Genomic DNA, 14810 nt, shown 5'->3' with positions numbered 1-14810 from the left:
TTGCGCCGGGCCAAGGCTTGCGTGCGCGCACGCATCCGACATAAAACCGCCCGCGACGAACCGGCAATCCGCCCGTCGGGCGGAGCCTTCGAGCATAGCGGAGCACGACAATCATGGCCTTCCTTTCCGACGCGCTTTCCCGTGTGAAACCATCGGCTACCATCGCCGTGGCCCAGAAGGCGCGGGAACTGAAAGGTGAGGGGCGGGACGTCATCGGCCTCGGCGCGGGCGAACCGGATTTCGACACGCCGGACAACGTCAAGAAGGCGGCGATCGCGGCGATCGAGCGCGGCGAGACGAAGTACAGCCCCGTCTCCGGCATCCCCGAACTGCGCGAGGCGATCGTCGGCAAGTTCAAGCGCGAGAACGGCCTGGAATATACCCCCGCGCAGACGATCGTCGGCACCGGCGGCAAGCAGATCCTGTTCAACGCGCTGATGGCGACGCTGAACCCCGGCGACGAGGTCGTTATTCCCGCGCCGTACTGGGTCAGCTATCCCGAGATGGTGTCGATCTGCGGCGGCACGCCGGTCTTCGTCGAGACGAAGCTCGAGGACAACTTCAAGCTTTCCGCGGACGCCTTCGAAAAGGCGATCACGCCGAAGACCAAGTGGGTCATCTTCAACTCGCCCTCCAACCCTTCCGGCGCGGCCTATACGGCCGAGGAGATGAAGGCGATTACCGATGTTCTCGTTCGAAACGAGCACGTCTGGTGCCTGACGGACGACATCTACGAGCACCTGACCTACGGCGATTTCGTCTTCTCGACGCCGGCGCAGATCGAGCCCTCGCTCATCGAACGCACGCTGACGATGAACGGCGTTTCCAAGGCCTACGCCATGACCGGCTGGCGCATCGGCTATGCCGCCGGGCCGCAGAAGCTGATCAAGGCGATGGATACCATCCAGGGTCAGCAGACCTCCGGTGCCTGCACGATCGCCCAGTGGGCTTCGGTCGAGGCGCTGAACGGTCCGCAGGATTTCGTCGAGGAAAGCCGCAAGGTCTTCGAGAACCGCCGCAACCTCGTGGTCTCAATGCTGAACCAGGCCAAGGGCATCACCTGCCCGACGCCGGAAGGCGCCTTCTACGTGTATCCCTCGTGCGAGGGGCTTATCGGCAAGAAGGCGCCATCCGGCAACGTCATGGAGACGGACGAGGACGTCGTGACGGAACTGCTTCAGGAAGAAGGGGTCGCCGTCGTCCACGGATCGGCTTTCGGTCTCGGACCGAACTTCCGGATTTCCTACGCGACGTCGGACGATCTGCTCGAGGAAGCCTGTAGCCGCCTCCAGCGGTTCTGCGGCAAGGTCGACTAAGACTGCCGCGCCATCATTCGCAGGGGCCGCTCTCGGGAAAGAGGGCGGCTTTTTTCGTCATGAGGAACGCGAAAGCGCATCGAGCGGAAATTTGAGGTAGCGCATTCCGTTATCCTCGGGCTCGGGCAGCCGGCCGCCGTTCATGTTCACCTGCAGGGCATGCAGGATAAGCCTCGGCATCGGCAGAGTCCGATCGCGCGCCTCACGCAGCGCCACGAAGGCGGCCTCGTCTTCGGCTTTCGTCAGATGGATGTTCGTGGCGCGCTGTTCGCCCACGGTCGACTCCCATCTCGGCTCGCGACCGTTCGGCTGGTAGTCGTGTCCGGTAAAGATGCGCGTCGCGTCCGGTAGCGCCATGATGTCCTGGATCGAGTTCCAGAGGCGGCTTGCACTTGCGCCGGGAAAGTCCGCCCGCGCCGTGCCACCGTCCGGCATGAAGAGCGTATCGTGGACGAAGGCGGCATCACCGATGACGTAGGTGATCGAAGCAAGGGTGTGGCCGGGCGAGAACAGGACCTTCGCGTCGAGATCGCCGATCGTGAACGTGTCGCCTTCGGCAAAGAGCCGGTCCCATTGCGATCCGTCGGCGGGAAAGTCCGGCCGGTTGTAGATCGCCTTCCAGAGTTCCTGCACCTCGACGACCTTCTCGCCGATCGCCATCGGCGCTCCGGTCCTTTCCTTCAGGTAGGCGGCCGCGGAGATGTGGTCCGCATGCGGATGGGTGTCGAGGATCCACTCGATCGTCAGCCCTTCCTTCTCGACATGGGCAAGCAGCGAATCGGCCTGCGTCGTCGCGGTCGCGCCGGCCTTCGCGTCGAAGTCGAGAACGGGATCGATGATGGCGCAGCGCTTCGTCGCCGGGCAGGCGATGACGTACTGGTTGGAGAAGGTATCGGGGTCGTGAAACGCGGTGACGAGAGGGGTCGCATCGCTCATGGCGAGACTCCGGACGTTGACGAGAAATGGCCGCCGGGCGCGAGTTCGCGCCGCAGCGTTCGGGATCGCGGAAGCCGCCGGTCGGCTGGAGCATTTTCGGTGAACTCTGGTTCACAAGAAATGCTCCAGCTTTTTGTTTTGTCGCATTATCCAACGCCAAAGCGATCCCGCTTTGGCTGGAAATGCTCTAGATGAACTTTTCCGGGTTCATCAGGTTCTGCGGATCGATCGCGCGCTTGATGCGTGCGTTCAGATCCTCTTCGACCGCGCTTCGGTAATCCTTGATCTCCTTCACCTTCAAAAGGCCGATCCCGTGTTCGGCGGAGATCGATCCCTTGAAGTCGCGCGCGATGGGATGGACGATATCGTTGACGCGTTCCCAGTGTCCGAGGAACGCCGCCTTTTCCATGCCTTCGGGCTGCGTCATGTTGAAGTGGATGTTGCCGTCGCCGACATGGCCGAACGCGCAGACGTTGATGCCCGGCATATAGTCCTCGACGGCCGCGCTCGCCTTTTCGATGAAGGCCGGCACGGAGCCGACCGGCACCGAGATATCGTGCTTGATCGATCCGCCGGCCTTCTTCTGTGCCTCCGGGGTGCGTTCGCGGAGCACCCAGAGGCGCTCGCGCTGGTCGAGCGATTCCGCCAGTACGGCATCCTCCACGAGGCCTTCCTCGAACGCTTCGGCGAGAATGCCTTCGAAGACCTCCCGCAGATCGGAGTTCTCGCGCGAGGACGAAAGCTCGATGAGCGCGTACCACGGCCGGCGTTCCCCGAGCGGGAAGACGCCGCCGGCGTGCTCGCAGACGATCCCGCAGGCGAAGTCCGACAGGAGTTCGAAGGCCGCGACCTGATCGCCGCTGCGCTTGCGCGCGAGCGAAAGCAGGGAAAGCGCGGCGGCGGGCGAGGGAAGGGCGCAAAAGGCGGTCTGCATCTCCTTCGGTTCGGGAAAGAGCTTCACGACGGCGGCCGTCACGAAACCGAGCGAGCCTTCGCTGCCGATGAAGACGTCCTTCAGCGAATAGCCAGAATTATCCTTCCAGAGCGGCCGCATGCCGTCCCATACGCGCCCGTCCGGCAGCACCACTTCGAGGCCGAGCGTGAGCTGGCGCGTGTTGCCGTAGCGAAGCACGCCGATGCCGCCGGCATTGCTCGCGATGTTGCCGCCGATCGTGCAGCTTCCTTCCGCGCCGAGCGAAAGCGGGAACAGGCACCCGGCATCGGCCGCCGCCTTCTGGATATCGGCGAGCACGGCGCCGGCCTCGACGGTCGCGGTGAAGTTCACCGCATCGACCTCGCGGATGGCGTTCATGCGCTTCATCGATACGACGATTTCGCCGGCGTTCGACACCGATCCGCCGACGAGACCGGTATTGCCGCCCTGCGGCACCATTCCGACGCCGGCCTCCGCGCAGATGGCGACCGCGCTCGCAAGTTCTTCGGTCGTGGCAGGCGTGACGACGACCTGCGCCTTTCCGGCAAAGAGGCCGCGTTCTTCTCGCAGATACGGTTCGAGATCGTCCACGTCGGTGATGACGCTGCCATCCGTCAGCGCCTCGCGAAGGGCATCGACGAACCCTTCGGGCAGATCGGTGCGGCGGGCTTCGTTCTCGTGTTCGCTCGTCATAGGGCCATCGCTTCTTCCGCGGTTCGCCGTTCGGGCGAAAGCATTCCGTAAAGGGCGCCGGCGTGCCAATCGGATCCGGCACCGCTCAGCGCGTCGCACCAGGCAACCAGCGCGCCGGCATCGACGGTTCGGGACGTGAGGCCGAGGACGGCGCTCGTGCGTTCGACCATCGCCTCGCGATCCCACGGTGCTTCCGGGTCGCCGCGGCGGAAATGGCGTTCGTCGCGAACCGCGCCATCCTCGCCGGCGATCGTCACGCGCGCCGGACGTTCGGCGGGGAACCGGGCCGTGAAAGCCGGCTCCTCCGTGACATCGACCGTCGCCATGCGGGCGCGCACGGTCTCGTCGGCAACGAGAGCCGGCGTGAGGCCTGCGAAGCTCGGTGGCTTGCCGCAGAGCGTCGCGGCGATGCAGAACGCCGTCGAGAACTTCGCTTCGGCAACACTGTGCGGATCGGCGATGCCGGCGATCGCCAAAGCGCTTGCCGGCAGCTCGACCGTCACCGGCGCGTCGCTTGCGGCGAGATCGGGATGCGCTTCGGCGAGGGCCGCCGCACAGTCGAGCGCGGAATGGATCTGGCCGCAGACGGGCCACCCCTTGACCGTCAACGTATGGATGAGCGGATCCTTGCCCGGTAGGAGCCATGCAGGGTCGCAGGCTTCGAGATGCCATGCGCGACGCATGCCACGCGGAGCCTCGAGTACACGGTGCGCGCCGGTAATCTCCGCTTCGGCCATGCGCGCGGCGGCAATCCCGTTGCGCACGGCCGTCGACGCGTGGAAAGCCTTGGCGTCGGTCGCGCCTTCGTCGAGAAAGGCCCATAGCCCGGCGGCCTGCGTGCCGGCATGGCCTAGTGCGGAAAGTGTGCCGTGTTCGTCGAGGCCGATCGCCCGGGCGGCTGCTGCGGCTGCACCCAGGCTGCCGGCCGTCGCGGTCGTGTGCGACACGCCGTAGTGCGCGGCTCCGAAATGGCTGCCGACGCGGATGACCGTCTCGATACCCGCGACGATCGCGGCCGCGCATGTCTGCGCGTCGAGGTTGCGTGCCTCGGCGAGCGCCATGACGGCCGGCAGAACGGTGATGCCCGGATGCGAGGTCGAATCGCGGTGGGCGTCGTCGACCTCCCAGAAATGGCTGATCGCGGCGTTCGCCTGGGCCGCGGCGGAAACCGGATGGTGGCCCGCCATGCCGGCTACGCTGCACGGCCCGCGTTCCTCGCTGGAAAGCAGGGCGGCCGTATAGGCGTCGTAAAGTCCGTGGCCGGTGCCGGCAAAGAGTGCGGAGGTCCAGTCGAGGACCGTCGTCCACAGCCGCGCGCGCAGACGGTCGTCCCGCGCATCGTAGACGAACGCCGAGCAGGTGCGCGCAAGCGGCCCCAGTTCCGGTTCGTCGTTCATGCCTCGCCCTTGACGACCGGCAGTTCGGGGCGCGTTTCCTGCCCCCATTCCGACCACGACCCGTCGTAGACGGCGACCGGCCCGAGACCGGCGCTCTCCGCGCCAAGTGCGAGCACGGCTGCGGTGACGCCCGAGCCGCATGTCGTGACGATCGGCTTTTTGCCGTCGACGCCGGCTTCCTCGTAGGCCTTCCGGATTTCCTCAGGCGAACGGTAATGCCCGTCCTTGAGGATCCGGTCGAAGGGCAGGTTGCGTGCCCCGGGCATGTGACCGGAACGAAGGCCAGCCCGCGGCTCGGCCTGCTTGCCGGTAAAGCGCGGGGCGGCGCGTGCGTCCACGACCGTCTCGGCACGGTCGAGCGATTGCAGAACCTGCTCGGCGTCGCGGATGCGCGCCGGATCGGGACGCGCGACGAAGTCGCCGCGTTCCAGCGTTGCCTGCGATCCGTCTTCGACCGGCTGTCCCGCAGCCTTCCAGGCCGGCAGGCCGCCATCGAGCACGCGCACGTCGTCGTGGCCCATAGCCTTGAACATCCACCAGGCGCGCGGTGCGGCGAAGATGCCCATGCCGTCATAGACGACGATGCGGCTGTCGCGGTCGATGCCGAGCGCCTGGACGCGCTCCTGGAAGCGTTCGGCCGAAGGCATCATGTGCGGCAGGGAACTGTCGGGGTCGCGCACGTCGCCGTCGAAGTCGAAGCGGCGAGCGCCGGCGATGTGCCCGGCCTCGAACTCGGCTTCCGGATCGCGCTCGTGGGCCGGCATGTACCAGCTCGCATCGAGGACGACGAGCTTCGGGTCGTCGAGTTCGTTCGCGAGTGTCGAAGGATCGATCAGGGGAGAGGTGCTCATGCGATTTCCTCGTTCAGGGAGCGCCGCCGGTAGGAGCGGTAGCGCGCGAGAAGGGGCGGAACGATCAGCGACAGGATCGCGACCGCGAGGATGGTGCCGGAGATCGGCCGGGTGAAGAAGGGCGTCAGCGAATCCTGCCCGAAGGCGAGCGCCAGTCGGAGCTGCTTCTCCGCCATCGGCCCGAGGATCAGACCGAGGATGACCGGCAGGACCGGCACCCGTGCGATCTCCAGCAGATAGCCGAGCAGGCCGAAGCCGAGGAAGCAGTAGACGTCGAACATGCGGTTGTTGAGCGCGTAGCAGCCGACGACGCACAGGATGAGAAGGATCGGGATGACGTAGTAGCGCGGCACGGAGATCGCCTTCACCGTGAGCGGAATGAAGAAGTGATAGATCACCGTGCAGAAGGCGAACGCGACGAAGAACGAGATGAAGGCGATCCACACGATCGTGCCGTTGTCGCGGAAGAGCAGCGGGCCCGGGTCGATGCCGTGAAGCATGAAGGCGCCCAGCATCATCAGCGTCGAGGCGTCACCCGGAATGCCGAGCGTCAGCATGGGGATCAGCGCGCCGCCCATGCTCGCGTTGTTGGCGGCCTCCGGAGACATGACGCTTTCGGGAAGTTCTCCGGTTCCGTACTTCTCCGGATGCTTCGAAGCGCGCTTGGCCTGACTGTAGGCGACGATGTTGGAAAGGCCGGGGCCGACGCCGGGAAGGATGCCGATGACGATGCCGATGAAAGAGGAGCGAAGAAGGTCGCGCTTGCGCGTCATCACCTCGGAGAAGGTGCCCATGAAGGTGCGCAAATTATAGTCGATCTTCAGCAGCGTGCCCGCCTTGCCGATGTCGTCGCAATCGGCAAGCAGCTGCGGGATGGCGTAGAGGCCGATCAGGGCCGGCAATTCGTTGAACCCGGCCTCCAGCGACGTGAAGCCGAAGGTCATGCGGACCTGGCCGGACGCCTCGTCGAGGCCGACGAGCGCCAGCGCGAGACCGATGAAGGCTGCCATGAACGCCTTGACCGCGCGGCCCTTCACCGACATCGCCGAGATGCAGGAGAAGGTGAAGACGACGAGCGAGAAATATTCCCATGGGCCGAAGGAAAGGGCGACCTTCGCCAGCAGAGGCGCGATCGTCATCAGCGCCAGACCGGAGATCGTACCGCCGATCATCGACGAATAGACCGCAAGCCCCAACGCGCGTGTCGCCTGGCCTTTCGCGGCCATGGGAAACCCGTCGAGACAGGTGCTGGCCGAAGCGGGCGTGCCGGGAATGTTGAGAAGGATCGCGCCGACGAGACCGCCGGAGATGGCCCCGCAATACACGCCCATCAAGAGCGGCAGCGCGATCTTGATGTCCATCGCGTAGGTAATGGGAACCAGGAGCGCGATCGCCATGGTGGAGGTCAGGCCCGGGATCGACCCGATGACGAGACCGCCCGCGACGCCCACCATGATGGCGATCAACGGCCATGGCTGGAAGACGCTCGCCGCACCCTGAAGAACGAGATCATACATTGGCTTGCCTCTCTCAGGGAAGGAAAGCTTGAAGATAGACGACGAGCAGCTCGTAAATGACGCCGATGGTCCCGGCGGTCACGATCGCGGCACCAAGAAAGGTCGATGGCCGCGGTTTCGGTGTGAGCAGGATGATCGCCACGAAGCAGAAGACGCTTGTCGCGACGAGGAAGCCGACGAGCGTGATCGTGAAGAGGTAGACGACGAAGACGCCGAGAAGCATCATCCGCCGGGCTGCAAAGGCCTTGCTCCAGACCATCGAAAAGCTCGGCGCACCATCGGGTGTCTTCGCGATCAGCGTGCGCAGGGTTTCGATGACGCCCACCGCCAGCCCCGCGCCGATGACGAGCGTGGGGAACAGCTTGGAAGAGACCATTGCGCTGTTCGTGTCGGAAAGCTTGGAGAGCTGCGTACCGGCAATGAGCAGGACGACGATGTAGAAAGCGGAAAAAAGAAGGTCGTTCGTTTTCATGACTGAGGATCCCTCGCGACGAGAGGAGGGATGGGGTTTCCGTCAGGATGCCCGTCGCCCGCCGCTTGCCGATGCCACGAAGCCGGATATCCGGCTTCGTGGAGGAAGACAGTTCGGTTGCCCTGTTCTATTTCTGCGTGTGCAGATTGAACTTGTCGGCAAGATCCTCGATGCGCTGGTAGCGCTGCGCCAGTTCCTTCTTCAGCTCTTCGCCGGAGGCCGGCACGGCGCGCATCGCCTGTTGCTGCAGCTTCGCCTGGCAGGCCGGATCCTTCGCGGCTGCGACCCAGGCCTTGGCGAGCGTGTCGATCACGTCCTTCGGCGTGCCCTTCGGAGCGAAGGTCGTGAAGTACATGGCGAAGTTGCTGTCCGATCCCTGTTCCTGGGCCGTCTTGGCGTCGGGAAGGCTCGGGTCGCGTTCGCTCGCCTGGATGGCCACGGCATCGAGGTCGTCCGATTTCACGTAGGGCTTGGCCGCACCGACGGCCGTCGGCACGAGCGTCAGGTTGCCCTGGATCGCCGAGACGATGCGGTTCTTGTCGCCCGACATGGGAATGACGCGAATGTCGTCGACGGGAATGCCCGCCTGATCCATGAAGTCGAGGGCGGCGAAGTGCGAGAACCCGTTCAGCGCCATGCCGACGGAATACTTGCCCGGGTTCGCCTTCACGTCCTTCTTCAGCGTCGCGACGCTGTCGATGCCCGAATTGGCGCCGGCGAAGATGCCGTAGTTCATCGCCACCGTGGAAGCGACGGGCTCGAAGGCGGTGTAGTTATAGTCGGAACGGCCGGTCGCCTTGCCCATGTCCATGCCCTGATGGGCCCAGAGCAGCTCGTAGCCGGTCGGCCGGGCGTCACGCACCTCGACCTCGGCGATCTTGCCGCGTGCGCCTGTCACGTTCTTCACGAGTACCTGGCCGTCGAAATGGTCCTTCAGGCAGGTCTGGAAGACACGTGCCGCAACGTCGGAGCCGCCGCCGGGGCTGAACGGTACGATTAGTTGGATCGGCCTGTCGGGAAACGCCCAGGCGGACGTCGTCGCCGCAGCGGTCGCTGCGAGCACGATAGCGAGTTTCTTCATCATCAGGTTCCTCCCGGATAGTGTATCGGTCTTCAAGGGTTCGGCCTCGTAAAGCGGGTTGCGCGAAAGCAGCCCGCTTCATGCCTCATGCGCCCATACGAAGCCAAGGGGCATTGCGTTCACGCTCGATCACACGGTCGATGCTTCGGCCGATCGTGCCCAGATATTTCTCCGGCCGAGTGAGCTCGGCGATCTCCTCGTCCGTGAACGCGTCGGCGATGTGTTCGTGCGCGCGCAGTGCCGCGCCGAAGGGTTCGCCGGTCTCGATGCCTTTCATCGAGGCCTCGTAAAGCCATTCGTGCGCTGTGTTCTTGCCCACGCGCTCGCCGAGTTCCAGCATCACGCGCTCGGAAAGCAGATAGCCCTGCATCATGTTGACGTTGCGCATCATCGCTTCGGCATTCACGCGCAGGCCCTTGAGCAGCGCACCGGCCTGGAAGAGGATCGCGCCGGCGACGAGTGCCGTCTCGGGCACGGCCTTCCATTCGGATTTCCAGGCGATGCCGTCGCGTTCGTGCTCCTGGACGAGCGCTTCCATCATCATCGAGGCGGAGTAGCGCACCGAGCGCGAAAGCATCGCCACGTTTTCCGCCGAAGTCGGGTTGCGCTTGTGCGGCATGGTCGACGAGCCGAGCTTGCCTTCCGTGAAGCCTTCCTCGACTTCTGCGAACTCGTTGCGCTGCAGGTTGAAGAGCTCGTTGCCGATCTTGCCGAGCGTGCCGGCGATCATCGCCAGAACAAGGAGATATTCGCCGATGCGATCGCGCGAGGGGGCCCAGCTGATGTCGGAGGCTGCAAGGTCGAGCTTTTTGGCCACCAGCCGCTCGATCTCCGGGGCCTGCTCGCCGTAGCTCGCCTGGCTTCCGACCGCGCCGACGAGCATGACGACGAAGGTGCGCGGTTCGACCTGTTCGAGCCGTTCGGCATGACGCGACAGCTCGTCGAGCCAGATCGCGCATTTGTGGCCGAAGGTGATCGGCAGCGCCTGTACGCCGTGCGTGCGACCGACCATGACGGTGTCGCGATGCTCTTCGGCAAGGCGCAGGAGTTCGCGTCCGACGATCGCCATATCGCGCTTGAAGACGGCATGGGCCTCGTGAAGCTGCAGCAACAGGCCGGTGTCGACCACATCCTGCGTCGTCGCGCCGTAGTGCAGGCTCTCCGAGGCCTTCTGCGACAGGGGCTTGCGCACCTGCGTCAGCAGCGGCACCAGCGTATGCTTGATGCGGCGTACCTCTTCGGCGACCGCCGGAATATCGACCTTCGAAATGTCGCAGGCCGAGATGATCTCGTCGGCGGCATCCTTCGGAATGATGCCGAGTTCGGCCTGCGCGCTGGCGAGGGCAGCCTCGACATCGAGCCATTTCTGGAGACGGTTCGTCTCCGAGAAGATCTCGCGCAGCTCCGGCGTGCTCCACAGGTGCTGCATCGTCTGCATGTCGAAAACGGAAACGCTCAAGAAAGCCTCCTCACTACCTTTGAAATGCTGCGCAGCGGGTGTCTCAGGCGTTGTCGTCGTCGCCGAAGAACTTCATCGCCAGGCCGCCCTGTGCCGCCGCCGAGCCGGCCTTCATGGCAGCCGAGATCATGACCGATTCCGCGACTTCGGCCTTGGTGACGCCGAGCTTCTTCGCGTTGTTCACGTGCGATTCGATGCAGTAGGGGCATCCGGTCGCGTGGGCGACGGCGATGGCGATCAGTTCGCGGGTGCGCGGCGGGATCTGGCCGTTGTCCTGACCGGGAATGGCGTTCAGCGTCATCCAGGCCTGGAAATCCTTCGGGGCCAGCGTCGCCATCTGCTTGCGGTATTCGGCATCGACGGCGTCGTAATACTTGTTCGCCATGATTGACCTCCTCTTCCGTTTCATCTAATAAAATGTCTGTCATTGAATAAAACGAGTTATGGGCACGATGTCAATCTCGACCGGGAAAAAACCGTCCGCTGGGGACCGTCATGCCCCTCCGAGCGGTGTGCTCGAACGCGGGCTTTTCCTGATGTCGCTCTTTTCGATGGAGCGTCCGCGGCTTCAGCTGCGCGACCTCGCGCAGCTTTCCGGCCTCGACAAGGCGACGACGCTGCGCGCTTTGCGCACGCTGGCTAAGTGGGGATATCTGGAGCGCACGCCCGAGGGCGCGTATTCTCCGGGACCGGTCAATCTGCGCCTTGCATCGATTTTCAAGGCGACATCGAACTTCATCGCGCGGCTCGAGGCGCCGATCTCGGCGATCAGCGGACGCGCCAACCAGACCGCCTCGTTCTTCGTGCGCTCGCGCGACGACCGCGTGTGCCTGGTACGCGACCACGCCTTCCAGGATTTCCGCTACTTCATCGAGGTCGGCGGCACGGTCAAGCTTTCCGAAGGCGGTGCGGCCGCCCAACTGCTTCTCGCCTATACCGAACCCGAGGACGACGATGCCCGCGCGGCGATCAGGCAGGCCGGGCACTACATCTCGCGCGGCGAGCGCAACCGGCACTTCGCGTCGATCGCCGTACCGCTCTTCGAATCCGATCGCAGCTTTCTCGGCGCCGTGACGATCACCGGCATGGCCGTCGATCTCGATGACGAAATGCTGTTGGGCTTCAAGGCGATGATCGGGGAAGAGGTCGCGGCCGCAAGCTTCACGACCGCGTAAGGCTTACTCCGCCGCCGCGTCGTGGCCTTCGGGCAGAACGTCGTGCGCGTTCGGGTCTCCGGGTGCGGTCTCGCAACCGATATCGGGCAGGGCGGCAATGCGCCTTCCGGTCAGGTCCGTGCGCAAGACGATGACGCCGTGCTCTTCGAGATGGGTGAGAAGACGGCGGGCACGGCGTTGCGAATGCGTGCCGTAGATGCGCGCGAGCGTCGCGTCGCCGGGACAGGCAAGGCCTGCTAGCGCCGAACGGGCGAGCGTCAGGAACACGCTCTGCATTTCTTCCGGCAGCCGGGTGGAGAGCGAAAGCACGGTCTGCCATGTGTCGCCCTCGGCCGTTTCTGCATCGACGCCGGCACGCGCGACGGCCATGCGGCGGCGAAAGGTCTGCATGGCCGGCGGCGAGCCGGGCACGCGGGCGATGCGGCAGCGCACGAGGAAGTCCTGATAGAGCATCGCGTCCGGCCGGAAGGCGATGTCCGGATCGTCCACCATCTCGGCGATGACACCATCGAGCGCAGCTTCGCGCTCGCCGGGATCGATCGCTTCTGCGCAAGACGGCTCGATTGCGTTGACGCCGGCCGGTCGCGCACGGGCGAGTTCGCCGAGAATGTCCTGCGTCGGCCGGACCGGGGCCGCGACCCGTTGGGGTTGGGGCGGCGCCGCTTCGGCCGCGCCCGGAGCGAAGATGAGGTCGCTCGCGTCGGCCGGCGCTTCGGGAAGCGGCATGAGCACCGGGCTTGTTGAACGTGCCTGCGTTTCCACCGTACCGATCGTGATCGTCAGCGGCCGGCGGGCGAGCGCCGGGCCGAGCGCGACGAACGTGCCGCGCGCGAGGTCGCGGAACTTTTCCGCCTGCCGGCGATCCATGCCAAGGAGATCCGCCGCGCGCGCCATGTCGATATCGAGAAAGGTGCGTCCCATCAGGAAGTTCGAGGCTTCGGCGGCGACGTTCTTGGCGAGCTTGGCGAGACGCTGCGTGGCGATGACGCCAGCAAGACCGCGCTTGCGGCCGCGGCACATCAGGTTCGTCATTGCCGAAAGCGAGATCCGGCGCGCCTCCTCGGCGACCTCGCCACCGGCCGTCGGCGCGAACATCTGCGCCTCGTCGACGACGACCAGCATCGGATACCAGACGGCGCGGTCGGCTTCGAAGAGCCCGTTCAGGAAGGCTGCCGCCGCACGCATCTGGACGTTCGCTTCGAGCCCTTCGAGGTTGAGGACGGCGGAGACGCGATGTTTGCGCACGCGCGCGGCGATCCCTGCAAGCTCGGTTTCGGAACGGCTCGCATCGACGACGACGTGGCCGAACCGATCGGCAAGCGTGACGAAGTCGCCTTCCGGATCGATGACGCATTGCTGCACCCACGGCGCGCTCTGTTCGAGAAGGCGGCGCAGGAGATGCGATTTGCCCGAGCCGGAATTGCCCTGCACGAGCAGGCGCGTGGCGAGAAGCTCTTCGAGATCGAGGGTGGCGGGCGATCCGCCCGCAGCGCTTCCCATCTCGATGTCGACCTGCATGGCGACGTCTGCCCTGACGCTGTTACGACGATGACGGCGAGCGACCTTCCCGAAAGGTCGAACGGGGTATCTATCACGACTCGCCGCCGAGGTGACCGCCTTCGGCTCGAAACCCACAACTTCTAAGCCGCGATGGCCTTACTGCTGCGTCGTGTCGACATCGACGGCAAAGGCGGCGACGATCGTCTTCTGGTGCTTGTTGAAATTGTTGTCGCTGCAGATGAGCATCAGCCGCCGGCCGTCGGCAAGCTTCGGTCCGAGCGCCAGACCCTCGTAATTGTCCATCGGGATCGAAAGCGCGTTCAGGTCGACGAGGAGATGCTTTTCGACGGGCTCGATCGCATCGTCATCGAGTAAAGTCTGCCCGGAGACGTCGCTCGCCCGCGCCGTGTCGACCATGTAGACCTGCACGTAGTTCGTGTCGCCCTCGACCCAGGAGCGCTCCATCGTCAGGAGATGCGTCGCGTCGACGGCTGCGATCTCGTCGAGCCCCGGACCGTCGGCGACCTTGCCTTGCGCGGGCGCTTTGGCGAGCGGTTCCAGCGGGTAGGCGTAGCTCGCCTCTTCCTTGCCCGTCGCGCGATCGAGCTTCAGGATGCGGGTCATGGCGCCGTGGTCGGGCGTCGGTAGCGCGCCGTCCTGCGTGCGCGGCGCTTCGAGGCCGAGCCACAGCGTGCGCGAACCGTCACCGAGCGCCATCGCTTCGAGCCCCTTGTTGTCGCGCGGGCCGGTCCTGGCGTCGAAATCGATCTTCAGGCTTTCGGGAAGCGGAAGGCTCTTGCCGACCGCGCCTTTGGGCGAGATGGCGAGAACGCGATTCTGTTCGTGTTCGGGCCAGTTGCCCTCCGTCGTCACGAGCAGGGTGCCGCCCTCGCTCGCCACGGCCTCCATGTCGGAGATCCAGCCGTTGTCTGCGCTCTCGAGCTCAAGCACATCGGTAAAGCGCACGCCGGCCAGGTGGCCGTGATCCATCAGTACGCGTGCACGATAGAGCCGAGGCGGGCCGTACTCGTTCTTGTCGTCGGAAACGAAGAGCCAATCACCCTCGGTGGCGTCGTAGGTTATGCCCGATAGTCCGCCGATGCGGGTATCGGCGTCTTCGGCCGCGTCCGGAAGGACGATGGCGCCAAGAAACTCGGCCCTCTGCTCCTTATCCGCCGAGCGCGCCGCGTGCGGCGCGCATACGAAGGCCGCCCCGCAGAGAACGGCACATATGGCAGCGGCGGGAAAGGCATTCGGACGGCGGGCGAACATGAGACGATCCTCCATGGATTGGCCGCGCTCGGACGATTCGCAACGATCGGCTGGGAAGCCGGTAGCAGCATAACCGTACGACGACCGGACGACACCTTTACAGGATTGCCGCATGCGAGCCGGATGAACAGCCCAAAAAAAAGGGCCACGAGAATGCTCTCGGGCCCTTTAAGGTGTGAAGGCTAAAAACCTCCAGAGGGGAACAGC

General features: G+C 64.9%; 13 protein-coding genes. 2 read left to right on the top strand and 11 right to left on the bottom strand.

What is annotated here, in order from left to right; all coding sequences use genetic code 11:
• Positions 1 to 113 precede the first annotated feature (113 nt).
• Positions 114 to 1316 carry a pyridoxal phosphate-dependent aminotransferase gene (locus FJU11_RS05060; protein WP_141165941.1) on the top strand — a complete coding sequence of 401 codons (1203 nt, stop codon included), beginning with the start codon at positions 114 to 116 and terminating at the stop codon, positions 1314 to 1316.
• Positions 1317 to 1373: 57 nt separating this feature from the next.
• On the opposite strand, the gene FJU11_RS05055 is transcribed toward FJU11_RS05060, so the two are convergent.
• From FJU11_RS05055 to FJU11_RS05015, 9 genes are all read right to left on the bottom strand, one after another.
• Positions 1374 to 2252, bottom strand: coding sequence for an MBL fold metallo-hydrolase (locus FJU11_RS05055; RefSeq protein ID WP_141165940.1), 879 nt, complete (start codon positions 2250 to 2252; stop codon positions 1374 to 1376).
• Positions 2253 to 2439: 187 nt separating this feature from the next.
• Positions 2440 to 3879 (bottom strand): FAD-binding oxidoreductase, encoded by a 1440-nt coding sequence (locus FJU11_RS05050; RefSeq protein ID WP_141165939.1) that lies wholly within the window; start codon positions 3877 to 3879, stop codon positions 2440 to 2442.
• The gene (locus FJU11_RS05045; protein WP_181408052.1) at positions 3876 to 5276 is read right to left on the bottom strand and encodes an MmgE/PrpD family protein; all 1401 of its coding nucleotides are present in this window, start codon (positions 5274 to 5276) and stop codon (positions 3876 to 3878) included. The genes FJU11_RS05050 and FJU11_RS05045 overlap by 4 nt, the downstream gene beginning before the upstream one ends.
• On the bottom strand, positions 5273 to 6127 hold the full coding sequence (gene sseA / locus FJU11_RS05040) for a 3-mercaptopyruvate sulfurtransferase (RefSeq protein WP_141165937.1): 855 nt from the start codon (positions 6125 to 6127) through the stop codon (positions 5273 to 5275). Before sseA ends, FJU11_RS05045 begins: the two co-directional genes overlap by 4 nt.
• Positions 6124 to 7644 carry a tripartite tricarboxylate transporter permease gene (locus tag FJU11_RS05035; protein ID WP_141165936.1) on the bottom strand — a complete coding sequence of 507 codons (1521 nt, stop codon included), beginning with the start codon at positions 7642 to 7644 and terminating at the stop codon, positions 6124 to 6126. Before FJU11_RS05035 ends, sseA begins: the two co-directional genes overlap by 4 nt.
• Before the next feature lie 13 nt (positions 7645 to 7657).
• Positions 7658 to 8116: a tripartite tricarboxylate transporter TctB family protein gene (locus FJU11_RS05030; RefSeq protein ID WP_141165935.1), complete on the bottom strand. Its 459-nt coding sequence runs from the start codon at positions 8114 to 8116 to the stop codon at positions 7658 to 7660.
• 127 nt (positions 8117 to 8243) lie between these two features.
• Positions 8244 to 9197, bottom strand: a complete 954-nt coding sequence (locus tag FJU11_RS05025; protein ID WP_181408051.1) for a tripartite tricarboxylate transporter substrate binding protein — start codon at positions 9195 to 9197, stop codon at positions 8244 to 8246.
• Positions 9198 to 9282: 85 nt separating this feature from the next.
• Positions 9283 to 10656 (bottom strand): adenylosuccinate lyase, encoded by a 1374-nt coding sequence (gene purB / locus FJU11_RS05020; RefSeq protein WP_141165933.1) that lies wholly within the window; start codon positions 10654 to 10656, stop codon positions 9283 to 9285.
• A 43-nt stretch (positions 10657 to 10699) separates the two neighbouring features.
• Entirely contained in the window at positions 10700 to 11041 is a 342-nt protein-coding gene (locus FJU11_RS05015) for a carboxymuconolactone decarboxylase family protein (RefSeq protein WP_141165932.1), read from the bottom strand.
• A gap of 67 nt (positions 11042 to 11108) precedes the next feature.
• Between FJU11_RS05015 and FJU11_RS05010 the strand changes: the two genes are divergently transcribed.
• Positions 11109 to 11831 carry an IclR family transcriptional regulator gene (locus tag FJU11_RS05010; RefSeq protein ID WP_181408050.1) on the top strand — a complete coding sequence of 241 codons (723 nt, stop codon included), beginning with the start codon at positions 11109 to 11111 and terminating at the stop codon, positions 11829 to 11831.
• Between the two features lie 3 nt (positions 11832 to 11834).
• Here FJU11_RS05010 and FJU11_RS05005 read toward each other — a convergent pair whose 3' ends face one another.
• Together FJU11_RS05005 and FJU11_RS05000 are read right to left on the bottom strand one after the other, a co-directional pair.
• Complete coding sequence (locus FJU11_RS05005) at positions 11835 to 13349, bottom strand: ATP-binding protein (protein ID WP_141165930.1); 1515 nt, start codon at positions 13347 to 13349, stop codon at positions 11835 to 11837.
• A gap of 138 nt (positions 13350 to 13487) precedes the next feature.
• Positions 13488 to 14603 (bottom strand): esterase-like activity of phytase family protein, encoded by a 1116-nt coding sequence (locus FJU11_RS05000; RefSeq protein ID WP_181408049.1) that lies wholly within the window; start codon positions 14601 to 14603, stop codon positions 13488 to 13490.
• Between the last annotated feature and the right edge of the window lie 207 nt (positions 14604 to 14810).

Origin of the sequence: Pararhizobium mangrovi (assembly GCF_006516965.1) — a bacterium.
Classification (GTDB): domain Bacteria; phylum Pseudomonadota; class Alphaproteobacteria; order Rhizobiales; family Rhizobiaceae; genus Pararhizobium_B; species Pararhizobium_B mangrovi.
The sequence above is the reverse complement of the archived record's forward strand: the minus strand, read 5'-3'. Positions and strand labels throughout refer to the sequence as shown.

Coding starts and splice junctions, on each gene's coding strand:
- FJU11_RS05060 (WP_141165941.1), top strand. CDS start 114: ATGGCCTTCCTTTCCGACGCGCTTTCCCGTGTGAAACCATCGGCTACC.
- FJU11_RS05055 (WP_141165940.1), bottom strand. CDS start 2,252: ATGAGCGATGCGACCCCTCTCGTCACCGCGTTTCACGACCCCGATACC.
- FJU11_RS05050 (WP_141165939.1), bottom strand. CDS start 3,879: ATGACGAGCGAACACGAGAACGAAGCCCGCCGCACCGATCTGCCCGAA.
- FJU11_RS05045 (WP_181408052.1), bottom strand. CDS start 5,276: ATGAACGACGAACCGGAACTGGGGCCGCTTGCGCGCACCTGCTCGGCG.
- sseA (WP_141165937.1), bottom strand. CDS start 6,127: ATGAGCACCTCTCCCCTGATCGATCCTTCGACACTCGCGAACGAACTC.
- FJU11_RS05035 (WP_141165936.1), bottom strand. CDS start 7,644: ATGTATGATCTCGTTCTTCAGGGTGCGGCGAGCGTCTTCCAGCCATGG.
- FJU11_RS05030 (WP_141165935.1), bottom strand. CDS start 8,116: ATGAAAACGAACGACCTTCTTTTTTCCGCTTTCTACATCGTCGTCCTG.
- FJU11_RS05025 (WP_181408051.1), bottom strand. CDS start 9,197: ATGAAGAAACTCGCTATCGTGCTCGCAGCGACCGCTGCGGCGACGACG.
- FJU11_RS05015 (WP_141165932.1), bottom strand. CDS start 11,041: ATGGCGAACAAGTATTACGACGCCGTCGATGCCGAATACCGCAAGCAG.
- FJU11_RS05010 (WP_181408050.1), top strand. CDS start 11,109: ATGTCAATCTCGACCGGGAAAAAACCGTCCGCTGGGGACCGTCATGCC.
- FJU11_RS05005 (WP_141165930.1), bottom strand. CDS start 13,349: ATGCAGGTCGACATCGAGATGGGAAGCGCTGCGGGCGGATCGCCCGCC.
- FJU11_RS05000 (WP_181408049.1), bottom strand. CDS start 14,603: ATGTTCGCCCGCCGTCCGAATGCCTTTCCCGCCGCTGCCATATGTGCC.